22 protein-coding genes are annotated in these 14,066 nt (G+C 53.2%); 19 read left to right on the top strand and 3 right to left on the bottom strand.

The window, feature by feature from the left end; all coding sequences use genetic code 11:
* Positions 1 to 135 precede the first annotated feature (135 nt).
* Positions 136 to 861 carry a Rha family transcriptional regulator gene (locus WMP97_RS03020; RefSeq protein ID WP_340439758.1) on the top strand — a complete coding sequence of 242 codons (726 nt, stop codon included), beginning with the start codon at positions 136 to 138 and terminating at the stop codon, positions 859 to 861.
* Positions 862 to 979: 118 nt separating this feature from the next.
* A complete protein-coding gene (locus tag WMP97_RS03025) occupies positions 980 to 1,162 on the top strand; it encodes a hypothetical protein (RefSeq protein ID WP_340439759.1) in 183 nt (60 codons plus the stop codon).
* A gap of 1,101 nt (positions 1,163 to 2,263) precedes the next feature.
* Here WMP97_RS03025 and WMP97_RS03030 read toward each other — a convergent pair.
* The gene (locus WMP97_RS03030) at positions 2,264 to 2,758 is read right to left on the bottom strand and encodes a hypothetical protein (protein WP_340439760.1); all 495 of its coding nucleotides are present in this window, start codon (positions 2,756 to 2,758) and stop codon (positions 2,264 to 2,266) included.
* A gap of 361 nt (positions 2,759 to 3,119) precedes the next feature.
* Between WMP97_RS03030 and WMP97_RS03035 the strand changes: the two genes are divergently transcribed.
* From WMP97_RS03035 to WMP97_RS03110, 16 genes are all read left to right on the top strand, one after another.
* Positions 3,120 to 3,305, top strand: a complete 186-nt coding sequence (locus tag WMP97_RS03035; RefSeq protein WP_340439761.1) for an excisionase family DNA-binding protein — start codon at positions 3,120 to 3,122, stop codon at positions 3,303 to 3,305.
* A gap of 630 nt (positions 3,306 to 3,935) precedes the next feature.
* Complete coding sequence (locus tag WMP97_RS03040) at positions 3,936 to 4,919, top strand: YqaJ viral recombinase family protein (protein WP_340439837.1); 984 nt, start codon at positions 3,936 to 3,938, stop codon at positions 4,917 to 4,919.
* A gap of 166 nt (positions 4,920 to 5,085) precedes the next feature.
* Positions 5,086 to 5,289 carry a hypothetical protein gene (locus WMP97_RS03045; protein ID WP_340439762.1) on the top strand — a complete coding sequence of 68 codons (204 nt, stop codon included), beginning with the start codon at positions 5,086 to 5,088 and terminating at the stop codon, positions 5,287 to 5,289.
* Entirely contained in the window at positions 5,290 to 6,069 is a 780-nt protein-coding gene (locus WMP97_RS03050; protein ID WP_340439763.1) for a hypothetical protein, read from the top strand.
* Positions 6,070 to 6,552 (top strand): single-stranded DNA-binding protein, encoded by a 483-nt coding sequence (locus WMP97_RS03055; RefSeq protein ID WP_340439764.1) that lies wholly within the window; start codon positions 6,070 to 6,072, stop codon positions 6,550 to 6,552. It begins immediately after the preceding gene.
* Complete coding sequence (locus WMP97_RS03060; protein WP_340439766.1) at positions 6,552 to 6,758, top strand: hypothetical protein; 207 nt, start codon at positions 6,552 to 6,554, stop codon at positions 6,756 to 6,758. Before WMP97_RS03055 ends, WMP97_RS03060 begins: the two co-directional genes overlap by 1 nt.
* A gap of 54 nt (positions 6,759 to 6,812) precedes the next feature.
* Positions 6,813 to 6,974, top strand: coding sequence for a hypothetical protein (locus tag WMP97_RS03065; protein WP_340439767.1), 162 nt, complete (start codon positions 6,813 to 6,815; stop codon positions 6,972 to 6,974).
* 13 nt (positions 6,975 to 6,987) lie between these two features.
* The gene (locus tag WMP97_RS03070) at positions 6,988 to 7,407 is read left to right on the top strand and encodes a dUTP diphosphatase (protein ID WP_340439769.1); all 420 of its coding nucleotides are present in this window, start codon (positions 6,988 to 6,990) and stop codon (positions 7,405 to 7,407) included.
* 130 nt (positions 7,408 to 7,537) lie between these two features.
* Positions 7,538 to 8,371 carry a hypothetical protein gene (locus WMP97_RS03075; protein ID WP_340439770.1) on the top strand — a complete coding sequence of 278 codons (834 nt, stop codon included), beginning with the start codon at positions 7,538 to 7,540 and terminating at the stop codon, positions 8,369 to 8,371.
* Positions 8,368 to 8,547, top strand: coding sequence for a hypothetical protein (locus tag WMP97_RS03080; RefSeq protein ID WP_340439772.1), 180 nt, complete (start codon positions 8,368 to 8,370; stop codon positions 8,545 to 8,547). The genes WMP97_RS03075 and WMP97_RS03080 overlap by 4 nt, the downstream gene beginning before the upstream one ends.
* Positions 8,544 to 8,945, top strand: coding sequence for a RusA family crossover junction endodeoxyribonuclease (locus WMP97_RS03085; protein ID WP_340439773.1), 402 nt, complete (start codon positions 8,544 to 8,546; stop codon positions 8,943 to 8,945). Before WMP97_RS03080 ends, WMP97_RS03085 begins: the two co-directional genes overlap by 4 nt.
* Positions 8,946 to 9,070: 125 nt before the next feature.
* Positions 9,071 to 9,430 carry a hypothetical protein gene (locus tag WMP97_RS03090; protein WP_340439774.1) on the top strand — a complete coding sequence of 120 codons (360 nt, stop codon included), beginning with the start codon at positions 9,071 to 9,073 and terminating at the stop codon, positions 9,428 to 9,430.
* Between the two features lie 68 nt (positions 9,431 to 9,498).
* Positions 9,499 to 9,678 (top strand): hypothetical protein, encoded by a 180-nt coding sequence (locus WMP97_RS03095; protein ID WP_340439776.1) that lies wholly within the window; start codon positions 9,499 to 9,501, stop codon positions 9,676 to 9,678.
* Positions 9,671 to 10,012 (top strand): hypothetical protein, encoded by a 342-nt coding sequence (locus WMP97_RS03100; RefSeq protein WP_340439777.1) that lies wholly within the window; start codon positions 9,671 to 9,673, stop codon positions 10,010 to 10,012. Before WMP97_RS03095 ends, WMP97_RS03100 begins: the two co-directional genes overlap by 8 nt.
* On the top strand, positions 10,005 to 10,163 hold the full coding sequence (locus WMP97_RS03105) for a hypothetical protein (protein WP_023021056.1): 159 nt from the start codon (positions 10,005 to 10,007) through the stop codon (positions 10,161 to 10,163). Before WMP97_RS03100 ends, WMP97_RS03105 begins: the two co-directional genes overlap by 8 nt.
* The gene (locus tag WMP97_RS03110; protein WP_023021057.1) at positions 10,160 to 10,411 is read left to right on the top strand and encodes a hypothetical protein; all 252 of its coding nucleotides are present in this window, start codon (positions 10,160 to 10,162) and stop codon (positions 10,409 to 10,411) included. The genes WMP97_RS03105 and WMP97_RS03110 overlap by 4 nt, the downstream gene beginning before the upstream one ends.
* 1,630 nt (positions 10,412 to 12,041) lie before the next feature.
* Here the strand turns inward: WMP97_RS03110 and WMP97_RS03115 are convergent.
* Positions 12,042 to 12,434 carry a DoxX family protein gene (locus WMP97_RS03115; RefSeq protein ID WP_023021060.1) on the bottom strand — a complete coding sequence of 131 codons (393 nt, stop codon included), beginning with the start codon at positions 12,432 to 12,434 and terminating at the stop codon, positions 12,042 to 12,044.
* A gap of 43 nt (positions 12,435 to 12,477) precedes the next feature.
* On the bottom strand, positions 12,478 to 12,759 hold the full coding sequence (locus WMP97_RS03120; RefSeq protein ID WP_340439779.1) for a hypothetical protein: 282 nt from the start codon (positions 12,757 to 12,759) through the stop codon (positions 12,478 to 12,480).
* A 164-nt stretch (positions 12,760 to 12,923) separates the two neighbouring features.
* Between WMP97_RS03120 and WMP97_RS03125 the strand changes: the two genes are divergently transcribed.
* Positions 12,924 to 14,015, top strand: a complete 1,092-nt coding sequence (locus WMP97_RS03125) for an ATP-binding protein (protein ID WP_340439780.1) — start codon at positions 12,924 to 12,926, stop codon at positions 14,013 to 14,015.
* Positions 14,016 to 14,066: the final 51 nt, after the last annotated feature.

Here is a 14,066-nt window from a genome sequence, read left to right on the forward strand (position 1 = left end):
ATTTGAGGACGTATTCGACGTAACCGAAGAAGAAATGCGCACACGACGAATCCGAGTCCGGTCCGTCGCATAAGAAAAGGCCCGGTGCCAGAACACCGAGCCAAAGAAAAACTAACTGACTAGGAGTTTAACACAATGGATAAGCAACTGGTTCATGCCAACAATGATGGAACCCTAACCACCACCTCGGAGATTATCGCCGGCGGTGTTGGGATTCAGCACAAGAACGTGTTGGAGACGATTCGTAAGAACCAAGCAAACTTCGAGGAGTTTGGCCCCATCGCGTTTGAAACGCGAAAGGGTGCGCCACTGCCCCAAGGAGGTTACGGCAAGGCCACCAACATTGCGGTCCTGAATCGTGAGCAGGCGATGTTCGCAATGACCCTGTTCCGCAATACGCCGGTAGTGGTTGATTTCAAGAAGAACCTCATTAAGGCCTTCGTGGCTATGGAAAATCAACTGGTACAGGCTGAACACCAGTTGAACGCTTTGATGCGTGAGTCTCAGATGCGGATGGAGTTGTGTCAGGCGGCGAAGGGGTTGATTCATCCTGACCATTTGGAGGCGAAGGCGCGGATTGTTTTGGCTCGTGGTTTGGGTGAGGTGCCGGAGTTGGACCCGGAGACTCGGCCTTTGTACACGGCGGACTTTTTGAAGTCGAAGAATCTTTCCAACAAGAAGATGAAGTCGGTGGCGCCGATGTTCGGTAAGCGCATGAAGGCACTGTACACGCTGGAGAAGGGGCGCGAGCCGGAAAAGTATGACCTTACTTTGCCTAACGGGCAGGTGCGCCAGGTTAATGGTTACACCGAGGCCGACCGGGCGTTGATGCAGCAGGTGTGGGATGAGTACTACGCCTAGCGCATATGTAAAAGCCACGTGTGTGGGCGGGGCTGGTCGGGCCTATTCGACGTTGTTGAGTGTATCGGATTATTCAGGTTTATTCCGGGTTTATTCGGTTTAGGGAAGGAATGTTGTCGTGGGAGATGTGAAGTTAACGCCAGTTAGTTTTTATGCTCTTGTTTCTGGCGTGAAAGTGACTGTTTTTGATGGTGTGGTGTCGGTTTCGGTGGATGGTGTGGCCCGGCTGGATGGCGATGATGTTCAAGCGTTGGTCGATTCGCTTAGCACCGCCAATCGCTTCGCCGAGCTCGGGATTTAGGGAAAGAGTGTTGTTGATGTTTACCAGTCTATGGTCTTGGTTGGCAGGTCGTGCGGCCAGCCTGGAAAAGTTGTTTCGTCGGATGGCTGATGGTGGATGGTCTTCCATTTTCCGAGGGGGCGGTGACGACGACGTCGTAGGTTTTCGAATGGATGCCATTGCCATTGTTGAGCCTCTTGAGCCAGGTTCAACCGGAGTGCTTGATACTGAATGCCGTTTCGTCGAATGGCAAGACGCGGAGTCTGCCATACGACATGTAGATGTACTTTATCCAGGTCGCTACACGGTATTTCGAGATGCTTCGGGCCGAGTGTTTCTCCAGGATGAAGATGAGTCTCGGGGTAGAGGTCCCAGTGGGCGCCGTTTTCCCAGACCAGTGAAGTTCTGACTCCGTGGAGGGTTTCGAATCCTCGGTGGTGGATGGCTACGCGTATGACGTCGTGAGGTTTCGGGGCTGTTGAGCGTTGGATGGGTTGTCCGGCTCGTTGGAATTCTATTGATGTTTGGTGTGCGCCGTCGTATTGGCGGTCGTGTTGGAGTTGTTTGATTCCTAGTAGTAGTGCGGCAAGTCCGGTTATGGCGGTAATGAGCGCGGCTATTGCGGTTATAAGTGCGGTTATTGCCATGTATGTATTTTAGCCCGACTTAGCAGGCGCTGAAATATCGTCACTTTTCGTCACATCGAGGGTGTATCAGTACCCGCTAATAAAGTCACGAGACTTTAAGCGTTAGGTAGTCCATCCGGGGAGCGTGGCCCCGGTAGTGCACAGGGCTAACAGCCCATGTTGTATCGAAAACTGAATAGTGGATTGTCCTGATAGAAGATACCGGGCTTAAGAACCACGTCGACATGTCCGTGAAGCATTGGCCAAGCCGACAGGCAGGAACCCCGCCGTAAGCGGGAGGGAACCACCAAGGACGTAAAACACTAGGCCGTGAATGAGCTACTCCCCGGGTGCAAGTCCTGGGCGCGGCACTGGCCTCACACACCGTGAGGCGGATAGTTGATTGTGGAGGGGAGGTGTTTCGGTATGGTTGCTCCGATTATTATTTCGGCGTGTGCCTTGATTTCTGCGGGGTGCGCTATCTATGTCAACCACATCAATCGGCACTAGCGATTACTGCTTTTTGTTGCTGTTTACCGTCGCTGTCTGTCCAGCGTAGGATGTATTTTCCCTGGAAACCAAGGAGTACTTCGATGACGTCTCCGTGGTCGAGGGCGGCGGCGGTTTCAGCGCTCATGGTGGCTGCTTGGTCGTCTCTGGTTGGGTTGATGCTGACGTTGGTGATGGTTTCGCCGGTTTCGTTGGTGATGACGTAGAGCTGTTTGCTCTCGTGGTGCAGGGTGACGTTTCGTCGGTTCGCTGCGGCGAGTTTCTGCGTGTATGCGGAGATTGTTGATTGTGCTTCGGCGATTTTTCGTTGTTCTGCTGCGGCCTTTTCGGCGCTGCGGGCGGCTCGGTCGGAGCTTTCTGCGGCTTCGGCTTGTGCAGCCTCTGCTGATTTGCGTGATTTTGATGCGTCTATTGCTTGCCAGAGTGCGATGCCGGCGGAGACTGCGGCGATGAGCGTGGAAATTATTTCGAACGTGTTCATGCTTTCACATTTTATCTGGCCTCTTCAGGTGGCCTGAAGGGGCGTACTAGCGCAGAGTAGTAACTATTCACATTTTTCTTGTACCTACTACAGGGGCTAAAGAAATTTGTGCTTACAAAAGACCACCGGGGTGCAACTCCCCGGCTGCGCACTAGGGGTTGTTAAGGGCGGGTTGGACACTGACCGCTTCAAGGGCAGTATCCCAGGATTTTGGCGGTTTCAGCACTTGCCGCTGCTGCGCTCTGCTGCACCTGCATCCCCGTTTATTTTTCGGAAGTTTTCATGGTGAAGGCCCCTGCATGAACTAAGAAGTGCGGGGGCCTTACCCGTGATTCAACCTCTTCTTTCCAGAAAGGTCGTTATGGATGGTATCAGGAAATGGTTTACCGCGAAGGAAGCTGCTGAGTATATGGGTATGCATCCGGAGACGGTGTATCGATTTTTGCAGCGTAAGGAATTGCGTTCGGTGAAGACTGGGCGCACGTATCGCGTCAAGTCTGAGTGGTGCGATGCTTTTTTGATGGGGGAGAACCAATGGGCCTTATAAAACGCGTGTTCCAACGAACTAATCGAACTTTTGTCATGATTTGGAGGTAGATGATGCGTCAGATTACGGCTTCTGAGGCGAAGGCTTATATGAGGGATGTTGAGGCTCGGTTGAAGACGATTTACAACCTTGCTCATCTTCCGGAAAAGACTCGTCGTCAGATTCTCACGCTTGCTAGTGGTGCCAATAGTGTGACCGGCCAGATTTCTGCTTATGAGAGGAGGTTTTGCCGTGCAAAACACAAGTAGTCGCTTGCAGCGTCGTGAACCTACGCATAAGGAGGTTGCGTATTGGAAAGACATCGCTGAAAAGCGGATTCGTTTCGCTTGGGCGACTGGCATTTTTGGTGGTTTGGTTGGTTTCCTGTTCCACGCAGTGATTTCGGTTCCGCCGGTATGGATGTAGAAATCACACTCGAGCAGGCGTACCAGCGTTACCGGCCTGTCAAATATAACGGGGAATGGTGGGTAGACCTCGGAGATAGGCCGCGGAGCTTTCAGGCGTTGAAGACGGCGTTGGCGTACATCAAACGTTGCCATGAACAGCGTGAACGTTGCCTTTACGCGAATTGTCTCATCCGAGGTGAGGATATGCCCGGCCTGGGTTTGGGTTTTCGGTTCTGTGAGCGCCATGCAAGGAACGCGAAGAAAGTTCTGCGTGAGTCGAATAAGGGCACCACTATTTTTAAGAGGAAGAACTAAATTGAGGATATTCAAACCAGAAAATAATGATGAATGGCACGAGTTCCGCCGCCAGCACCTCACCTCAACGGAGCTAAGGGACCTGCTTTTAAGCAGGACTGCTAGACAGTGGCAGGAGCTGCGCGAGCAGAAAGAAACAGGGAAGCGGTGGGGCGGTAATGACTACACGGTTTGGGGCACAGCCCGTGAACCTATACTGGCTCCGCTTGTGGTCGAGGTTGATTCGCGTCTTGTGTACAACGCGGACCCACAGACCATCATCATCAACAAAGATGATGAGCGCCTATGCGGCACCCCAGACCTATACAGCGAGGACGGGGAGGTGATTGGTGAGATTAAGACCGCTAAGCACCCGTTCACTGGTGGGTATTGGCATGATTGGTGCCCCGACGGGTACTACCTGCAGGTGCAGGCAAACATGTGGCATGCGGGTGCCGAAGCATGCGTGCTGCTGGTGGAGTACTACAAGGAGCAGGACGGGGAGTTCACCCCGGACGGGTACGAGTATCAGGTAATCCACTATGACCCCAAGGTGGTGGAGGGCATGCAACGCACCGCCGCGGACTGGTTCGCTTGGCTGGAAGGCACTACCCCGGATTGGATGGGTGAAGTCACCAGCCTAGAAGATGCGGACAAGGTAGAAGACCTCGTAGCGCAACTAGCGGACGCGGAAGAAAAAGCCTCCAGGTGGTCTGACCTGGCAAAGACATACAAGAAAGACCTACTTAAACTCCTCGGTGACTCCTACGCGGGTACGCACGCCGGCTACAAGGTGAGTGTGTCCACCACCAAGGATTCTAAGACGTTCGACTCGAAGGCGTTTAAGACCGCCCACCCGGACCTCTATTCCGAGTTCAACACCAAAACCCGACGCGGTTCCACACGCCTCCGCCTAACAAAGGTCGTCAACTAATGAGCATCTACACCACAGAACCAAGCAAGGGAGCAAAGAACCGCGCCCTAAACAGAGCACAATGCGAAGCCTTCGACTGGATACGCGACCACGGAGACACATTTCCAGAAATGCGTGACCTCTACCAACAAATCCACGACCAAGCAGACAAGGAACGAGAGAACCTATGAACAAACCAAGCGACATGCCCCACCGGCGCCTAGAAGTCGCCCGCACAGCCACCGCCGAGAACTACAACGCACTGACAGCATTCGCAGACCAGGCCATCTACCTCATCCAACACTTCACCGAACACGGCCACGATGTTGAAACAGCCGTGGCACTCACAGAAATCACTCTCGATCGATTCGATGATGAAGGGAACATCTAAATGAGTAATGAAATCGAAACCACCAGTTTTGAGAACAATCTATCGGTGCAGATGAAGCACGCGGAGATTCTGTCTCAGGCGAACATGATTCCCGACAAGTTCAAAGGCAACCCCGCTAACGTGCTCGTAGCCCAGGAGCTGGCACAGTCTATGGGCGAATCCACGTGGGTGACCATGAGCGAGTTGTACTTCGTGGGTAATGTTCCCACCTTTTCTGCGAAGTACATGCGTACCCGTGTCCGCGCCGCGAAGCACATTCTGCGCGAATCCTTCGACCCGGAAACCATGACCGCCACCTGCACCATCATCCGACACGATGACCCAGACTTTGAGCACACTATCCGCTGGGACAAGGCCAAGGCTGAGGCACATGGCCTGTGGGGTAAGGGGCACTGGAAGAAGAACCCGGAACTCATGTTGAAGAATCGCGCTGTTTCCGAGTGTGTACGTGAGGCCTGTAATGAGGTTATGGGCGGTGTGGACTACACCCGCGAAGAGGTCGAAAATGGAAACTTCAACACCGGCCCGGTGACTGCTACTGCTACTCGTCAGGATGTGGCTGCGCAGGCTTTAGCTGCCCCGGCGCCAAAAATGAAGCAGCAGCGGGACGAGCAGCCGGACCAGTTCGTTGAAGACGTCAAGCAGGCCTTGGCTGAGCTCACCAGCGCTGAGGAAGTGACTAGCTTTATGCAGGAAATCCGAGCCGACGGCGAAGTACCAGAAGCAGTCATCGACCTTGGGCGTCAGCGGTGGAATGAACTACAGGAGGAAGCAAAGTAAATGATTGATGTCATCACTCTTACTGGTGGGCTACCTAGGGACGCGGAGTTGCGGTTCACGCCGCAGGGCGCGGCGGTTACGAATTTCACCCTCGCTAACTCGGATAATAGGTACGACGAAGGGCAGAACCAGTGGGTGAAGACTCGCAGCATGTATCTAGATGTCACCATCTGGAACGAGCAGGGTAATAAGCAGAATCCCACCCCGTGGGCTGAGATGGCCGCAAACCTGAAAAAGGGCGACCAGGTAGCCGTCACCGGCAAGCTCGTAACCCGCTCGTGGGAAACCAAGGACGGGGAGAAGCGCAGCAAGGTTGAGTTCACCGCAATGCGCTACTACGTACTTCCTGCGGCGCCACAACAGCAGCCCAACCAGGCGCAGCAGCAGTGGGACAACGCCGCCCAGCAGGGGCAGACAGCTACTAGCGGCGCATGGTCCACCCCGCCGGCGCAGGCAGGCCAAGACCAAGCCCCTCCGTTCTAATGGGCTACATCGAGATTAAGGCCGCAGAACTGCCCAACTATAAGGGCAAGCGCGTGGCCTTATTTCCCGCCGTCTTCGCCCCGGACTCAATACCCGACCGCATCACCTACGCCGCCGAATACGACGGCACGGTTCACGGCGCCACCAGAGACGGACGCTTCGCTCTCAAAGCAACATCCACCGTCCTCGTTGACCCCACCACATAACCCCGCTTGTTTAGGACCTCAACAGTCCACAAGCGGGGTTCTTTTTGCCCCGCGATGAAATACCAGCAACTTTACGAACACCTCAAAGAAGACATCCGCCAACTCAAACACGACCTCGAATACCTCGCCGCAGGCAGCAGCCTCTACCGCGATGCTTACTTCGATGCCGCTGACATGACCAAATTCATCCTCGAAAAAGACGAACAACGACTCTGAAAGGAACCCAACATTGCTTTATTACTCCCTGGACAAGGACGCGTACCAGCCTAAGTTCGCTTATGAAGGTGATGCCGGCATGGACCTCGCCCTATCCCACGACCTCACTGTGCCTGTGGGTGGTCACCGCATGGGCGATACCGGAGTTCATGTGGCTATACCGGAAGGCCATGTAGGCATGTTGTTTGTACGCAGCAGCACTGGAATCAAACGGAACCTGGTGCTCAGCAACGGCACCGGCATTATTGACTCCGGGTATCGCGGAGCCATCAAAATCAGTCTCCACAACACCGGCACAACCGGCCAACAAATAAAAGCCGGCCAATACATCGCCCAACTCGTAGTAACCCCCACCCACAACCACGACATCTGCGAAGTACCCGCCCTCCAACACACCCGACGCGGCATCAACGCAATAGGAAGCAGCGACTAAATGCCCACCCATAAGCAGCGTGAGGACATGCGCGCCTACCTCGAATCACGCGACGTGTACTGCGCACAGCCAGACTTCCTCGACACACTCATCACATTGTTCCAATCCATAGAGAAAGGAGGAGAAGACGATGCCGAAAGATAGTCGGCTGTATGCGAATATCACCCATGATTTCTTTGAATCCCCGAAGATTATGGTCCTGTCTGATAGGGCGAAATTGGGGCTTCTGGAGATGATTCTATGGTCGTGCCGGATGCAGACCGACGGGGTAATTGACCACCGTGTAGCAAGTGCTAAGCATTTGCTAGACGTTTGCCAGGAGTTGCTAGAAAACGACCCCGAAACACCGTCACTTGTCGAGCTAGAAAACGGTGATTTTCTCATCCACGACTTCACAGAACACCAGACAACAAGGGCCGAAATTGAGGCAATTAGGGAGAAGAGAAGGGCCGCAGGACGCGCTGGGGGACTAGCTAAAAGTAGGGCACACGCTGCGAAAAGTAGCAAACGCCTAGCAAGTGCTACAGCAAGTGCTAAGCACGGTGCTAAGCAAACCGCTAGCAAACCGCTAGCAAAAGGGGTAGCAAAATCTAGCAAGAAGAAGAATAAGAAGGGGGGAGGGGAACAGGCCAAAAACACCGCCAACGTCGCCCCCAAAACCGCCCCAACGGCCCCCACTTCTCTCGACGAGTTAGCGGCGGCTCACGCCGCCAGCCAACCCGACCCACGACGCTGCCCAGACCACCAAGGCCTAGCACCCGGCACCGTCCCCAACTGCGGCCAATGCGCCGAAGCCCGCCGCGCCTATGAAGAACACCAAGAATCCGCGAAAGCAGACGAGCGCAAACAACGCCGCCAAGCAATCAACAACTGCGACCAATGCGACGAAAACGGATGGGTAAAAGGCACCAACCCCGCCCGCCGCTGCGACCACCAACCACCAAGAAAGCAACCACCATTTTGAGAAGCCGAACAATTTCCGCCATCTACGCCCTAACAATCGTCTACACCGCTGCGCTCTGCGGCTGGCAACTCAACGGCAACGACGACCCCATCAGCATCCTGCTCCACCTCATCATGCTCGCCGGCGCCACACTCCTGGCCTATGGAATCGCCCAAGAACGAGAGAACCAGAAATGAACACCATCACCTTCCGAGTAGACGGAGACCCGGCCCCGAAGGGTAGTAAACGCCATGTGGGTAACGGCAGGCTCATTGAGTCCTCGAAGAAACTCCCCGCCTGGATGCGAGCCATCAAACAAGAAGCCGCCAAAAACCGGCCCAGCAGCCCCATAGACGGCCCAACAACCGTCCTCATGCACTTCTACCTACCCCGGCCCAAACGACCCCGCTACAACGCCCCAGCAGTCAAACCGGATGGAGACAAACTAGCCCGCTCAATCCTCGATGGCTTAGAGAGTGGCGGCGTTCTCAAAAACGACTCCCGAGTAACCCACCTCGAAGCCACCAAACACTACGCCACCAACACCAACCCACCCGGCGCCCACATCACCATCACATGGAAAGACACCCAATGATCTACCCCTGGCCCTTTGACGACACCAACGAACCCAACCCAGACGAAGAACCCGAATACGACCCCTGGCAAGACCACGCCTACGAACTCTGGGCAGACAAATAAACCACCAACAAGGAGAAACCAATGACCAACCCAACCCGACAGCAAATCATCGACGCGCACGACGCGCTAGACGATATGCTCCAACGCATCTTGAGTAGCAGTGGCCGCTGGTCATCGAAAGAAAGAGACCAGATCCTCGCCGTCCTGCCACCGCGCCCACGCCCCACCATGGCCGAGGTCGAATGGGACGACGACAAGCACCGCTTCGCGGAAGCGGAGCACCTCGACCACGGGGAGGTGATCATGTTTAACGTGTCCCAGGTTTCTGGGAAAGTGAGAATCTTATTCAACCGCTATGGAGAGTTCTATATGGGTTACACGTCGCCCGAGAATCTCACCCCGACTGGTCGCCGCTACACACTCACGGAGGTGCAGGAATGACCGGCCTGGACTACATGCAACGAAAAGCGCTACGCCGCTTAGGGCGCGGACAGACAATAACCCGCACTATGCGAAACGACCCGGTAATCCGGGAGTGCTACAGCACCGCCCACTACATCACCCCGCACCGTGGCATGAACATCGTCGAATGGTGCGACTGGGAAGAAAAAGCACGACAGGTAAACCACCCACGGATAAACAGCCACGGTAAGAAACTACTCAAGGAACTAGGAGAAGCCAATGACTGACCTCACCACCACCCACATCAAGTGCCTGCTAGAGAATGCCACACCAGGGCCGTGGGAAACAAAAGACCCCGACTGCATTACCAGTCAGAGCGGAGAAGTGCTATGGAACGCAGACCAGGCAGTCGATTGGAGCAGAAACGACCACGACGTAAACCTCGCAGCAGCCGCCCCAGAACTCGCCCGCGAGTTGCTAATCCTGAGAGACGCTTTGGCAGACGTTATCCAAATCTGGAAGTACGCCAGCACTGACCCGGAGCGCACTCCAATAGAGCAGAACCTCGCAGCCCGCGTAGTAGACCACATCAACGAAGCGTTAGGAGACCACGATGAATAACCAAGACCAGGCAGCGCAGACTATCTATCACCTAGTGAGAAACCACCTAGACATCGAAAACGACCTATCGAAGATAGCCGCCACCCGGATAGCGCAAACCCTCGCCCAAGCAGGACTACTCGCAGCAGCTGACTACGCGGAGGAAGCATGAAAACCCTCGCAGACATGACCGTACAGGAACGCGCCGAATACCGAGGAACATGGTGCGAAATAGACACACCGGTAGGGCCAGAGTTAGCGATTTACGACCAGTCCAGATGGACTAAGGAACCGACGATGCTCAAACCTGGGCATGGCTATTTTGAAGCGGATCTGTCCAAAGTCACTCCACGCCCCGACCTACCTCGCGCCTGGAATCCAGACGGCACACCGCCAACAGGGGAGTGGGAGGAAGCATGAGCACCACACCCCGCACCCACTAACCCCCAATGATCCGCTAGAATGACCAGCGGACACCAAGCCTTGTTGCCTGACTCAACGACCACTAAAACGGCAAATTCAGTAACTGACCAATGAGATGCAGGCCACTGGTTCACGACCAGAACAAGGCACAAAACCGAACTCGACCACCAGAACCCATAAAGGACCCGCAAGAAGTCTGGCTCACAGCAAAACCCTCACCTACAGGTTGAGATAACAGGGGTATCAAATCACACCCGAACTACTGCGGAAATAGGCAGAAAGAGAAAAAATTCGAAAAGGACAATCAACGGAACTAACCGGTATTTGCTAAATGACGTGCAGAGATTGCTTTACAAAAAGCAGGAGTGAAGCAAAATCGAGAAATGCGACCATGACCCGCTGGTACCCAATGTCCGTGCCACAGACTATATTCAGACATACTTGAAGCAGAGGAGGTCCTAAAAATGTCACTTACAATCAGGCGCCACACACCGGAAGATTTGTACCGTCGCCACGATGAGCTTTCGAGACAACTTACTAGTGCATATTCCTCAGTTGAAGGCGCTCCGATCAGCCTCCGAGACCTTCGTGACTTGGCTTCAATGGGTTGCCTTTCGACGGAAGAACGTGAACTTTATGACGAGCTTCGTCGCGTAGAAATGATGCTCGACATTGACAAGTAGCTCAGTCACGCAACGAGAATTCAGCGACAAATCAGCACAAGATTTCGCTTCCGAAGTGCTTGCAATATTGATGGCAGCGTTGCCGCTGCGGGAATCACAATTCAAGAAACACCTTGACGTAAATGACCAGTCTGGCGTTTACGTCATTTCGTTTCATGCACCGCTGCATTACGGTCGGGGGACCTCAAGCATTGAAGAATGCGAATGCCTCAGCACCTGTGATCTATATACCCTAGCTGTTACTTACAAGCTGCAAAGTGACCGAAGTGGGCAGTACCTGACTGTTAGACACAGTGATTATTCAATCCGCGTCCATACACAATCTGCAATCAAATTTGAATACGAGCGCAACAAGGAGCGGGTTCCAGCTGCCCATATTCACTTTTCGGGCATTGGGGGGCTGCTTAGCCCAGCCCTAATGAAAAATGGACGGACTAGTAAAACCGATAAACGGAAAGACGGAGACATAAGCCCACTCCATGTACCGGTAGGGGGCCATCGATTCCGGCCATCGCTTGAGGAATTCCTGTATTTCGTAATTCAGGAATGCGGGTTTCGAGGAAAGAACGGTTGGGAGGTAGCGCTGAAAGATTCTCGAGAAAAGTGGTTTGACATTCAACTCCAGGCATCTGTTCGAGATAACCCCGCCGTCGCGATGGATGCTTTAGAACGCTTAGGTTTCAAAGTGACCCCACCAGAAACTGGGTGTCCTCCTGCTCGGCGGCATTCCAGCTGGTGATTGTCACGCTGTGTGCTATAATCGTCGACGCGACGACACAATATGCCCTCAACACACGTTGGGGGCATTCGTCGCTTTAACCAAGCCTTGTAGCCACCTCACCCTGTAACTAACCATTAAGCATTGAAAGTTAGAACAGCTCTGAGCAACACCCGAGGCGCAGGCCACCAGCTCACGACTGGAACAAGGCACAACAATCAAATCCCTACTTCTTGGCCGGCAGCCCAGCCGCATGCAACGCCCCAGCAATCAACACCGGCTGAAACAACAGACGCACAAAGCGCTTAGTATCAGTATCCAACCCGAACCCATTATGCCGCTCCGCATATTGAGCAATATTCCCAGGGAAGATAGCGGTATAAAAAGCCGCCAACGCAACACCAAAATCAGCGCGACGGCGCCGCGAAAGCAACAAACCTGCCCCTAACACAATCTCCGCAACACCGGACGCCACAACAACAGCATCCTTGGAACCAGGAAACCAATCAGGAACCTGAGCCTGAAACTCCTCACGCTGATGAGTCAAATGCGACACACCAGCAAACGACATAAACCCACCAAGAACACCAGCAGTAAAATACTCACTAAACTTACTCATACCCAAAACCTACTCCTCAAAATCACTCAGCAACGAAATAATTTCAGCCACGCCCAACATCTAGCTGTGTCTTAAACTCCGTGCCCCGACCAGCAAAAAACCACAGCAGAGGCCCAATGAGCGGATACGCAAGTGCTGCCAAAACCAACAAAAGCTTAACGCCCCAACCAAAACCAGACCGCACAATTGACACCACAGCGCAAAACCAAAAAACAAGCGGCACAACAACAAGCAAAATAGGTACGATGCCCCACCACGTATTGTTCGGGTCAGAACCTTGCTCAGCCAAAAAATACAGCACAGCAATACCTTCCAAAATCGACAAAACAACGAAACTTCACTACCCCGAAACCAATCAAATCGCAGTAAATTCAGTCTTGGGAAGTTAACGCCTGCAAGCTTAACCGACAAACCCATCATCCGCTCAGCACCATGCCTAATTAGTAGGCTAAAGCTCAACCCTAACTAACACCGAAAGGCAGTCCTGAAATGAGCACAAAAACCCCGACAAACCCACTCAACACGCCACACCTAGACGCACTCAGAGACCAAGTCAACAATATTGCACTTATCCTACTAAGCACTATTGCAATAGCAACCCTACTCGTAATAGCCGCACGGCAAATCTACTTTTTCACTCGATACCGAGACCCAGCCGTACGTCGCCTAGCCAAACGCAAAGCAGCAGTCGAATACAAAGCAAACGTAAAAATAAAAGAAATCAGCCCCAAAGGCTGGATTGAAATAGCACCAAAAGACAAAGAATGGTGGGAACTGCTAGCCAAAACCCGACAACTTGACGATATCCTCAAAATCCCAACCAGAATCAAAATCTCAAATCAACTAGTACAAATAGCAACGCTAATTCCAAACTCTACATCAATACCCGGAAAAATGACCTACGACCCCAATACCGACCTACTCACACTAGGTCGCAACACCCAAACAAAAAAGAAAGCCCACCTGCAACTCGAAACAACCTCCAACATAGTAGTCGCCGGCCAGCCCGGAACCGGGAAAACAACACTCCTAAAAGGAATCATGGACGCAGTACGGCCAAACGCTCACGTACTCTACTTCAACGGATTAGCCGGCGACACAGCAGAAATCGCCAAAAGCCTACAACAACTAGAAGAACTAAAACAACAACGTCTACAAGACGGTATTGACTACTGGCGAGAGAAAAACGACAACCAGCACCTAGCAATCTTTATCTTCGACGAAATCCAGGAATACTTCCAAACAAAAGACAAAAAGAATACGCCAGCACCCCAGACAGAAATAAAAATCGCAAAAGCCACAAAGGCGATGCAAAACTGCCACCGAGTGGGAATCATCGTCATCATCGTCACCGCGAACCCCACACCAACCACACTGCCAACCCCCATACGAGACCAAACCAACACCCAAATATGCGCCAACGTATCAACCACAAACCAAGCCGCACACGTACTTGGCCGAAAACCAACAAACTTCGACCCCAAACCCACAAACCTACCGCCAGGAAGAGTAACGATCAGCGATAACAAAGGCAACTGGGAGCAAGTCGACATCTACAGCCCAAGATTCTTCCAAAAATAAAAACCCACGAAGCACTGTAGACTTAAAACCGGTATCACTCCCACCCCGAAA

The sequence above is a fragment of the Corynebacterium sp. KPL4072 genome (genome assembly GCF_037908395.1).
Taxonomy (GTDB): domain Bacteria; phylum Actinomycetota; class Actinomycetes; order Mycobacteriales; family Mycobacteriaceae; genus Corynebacterium; species Corynebacterium kefirresidentii.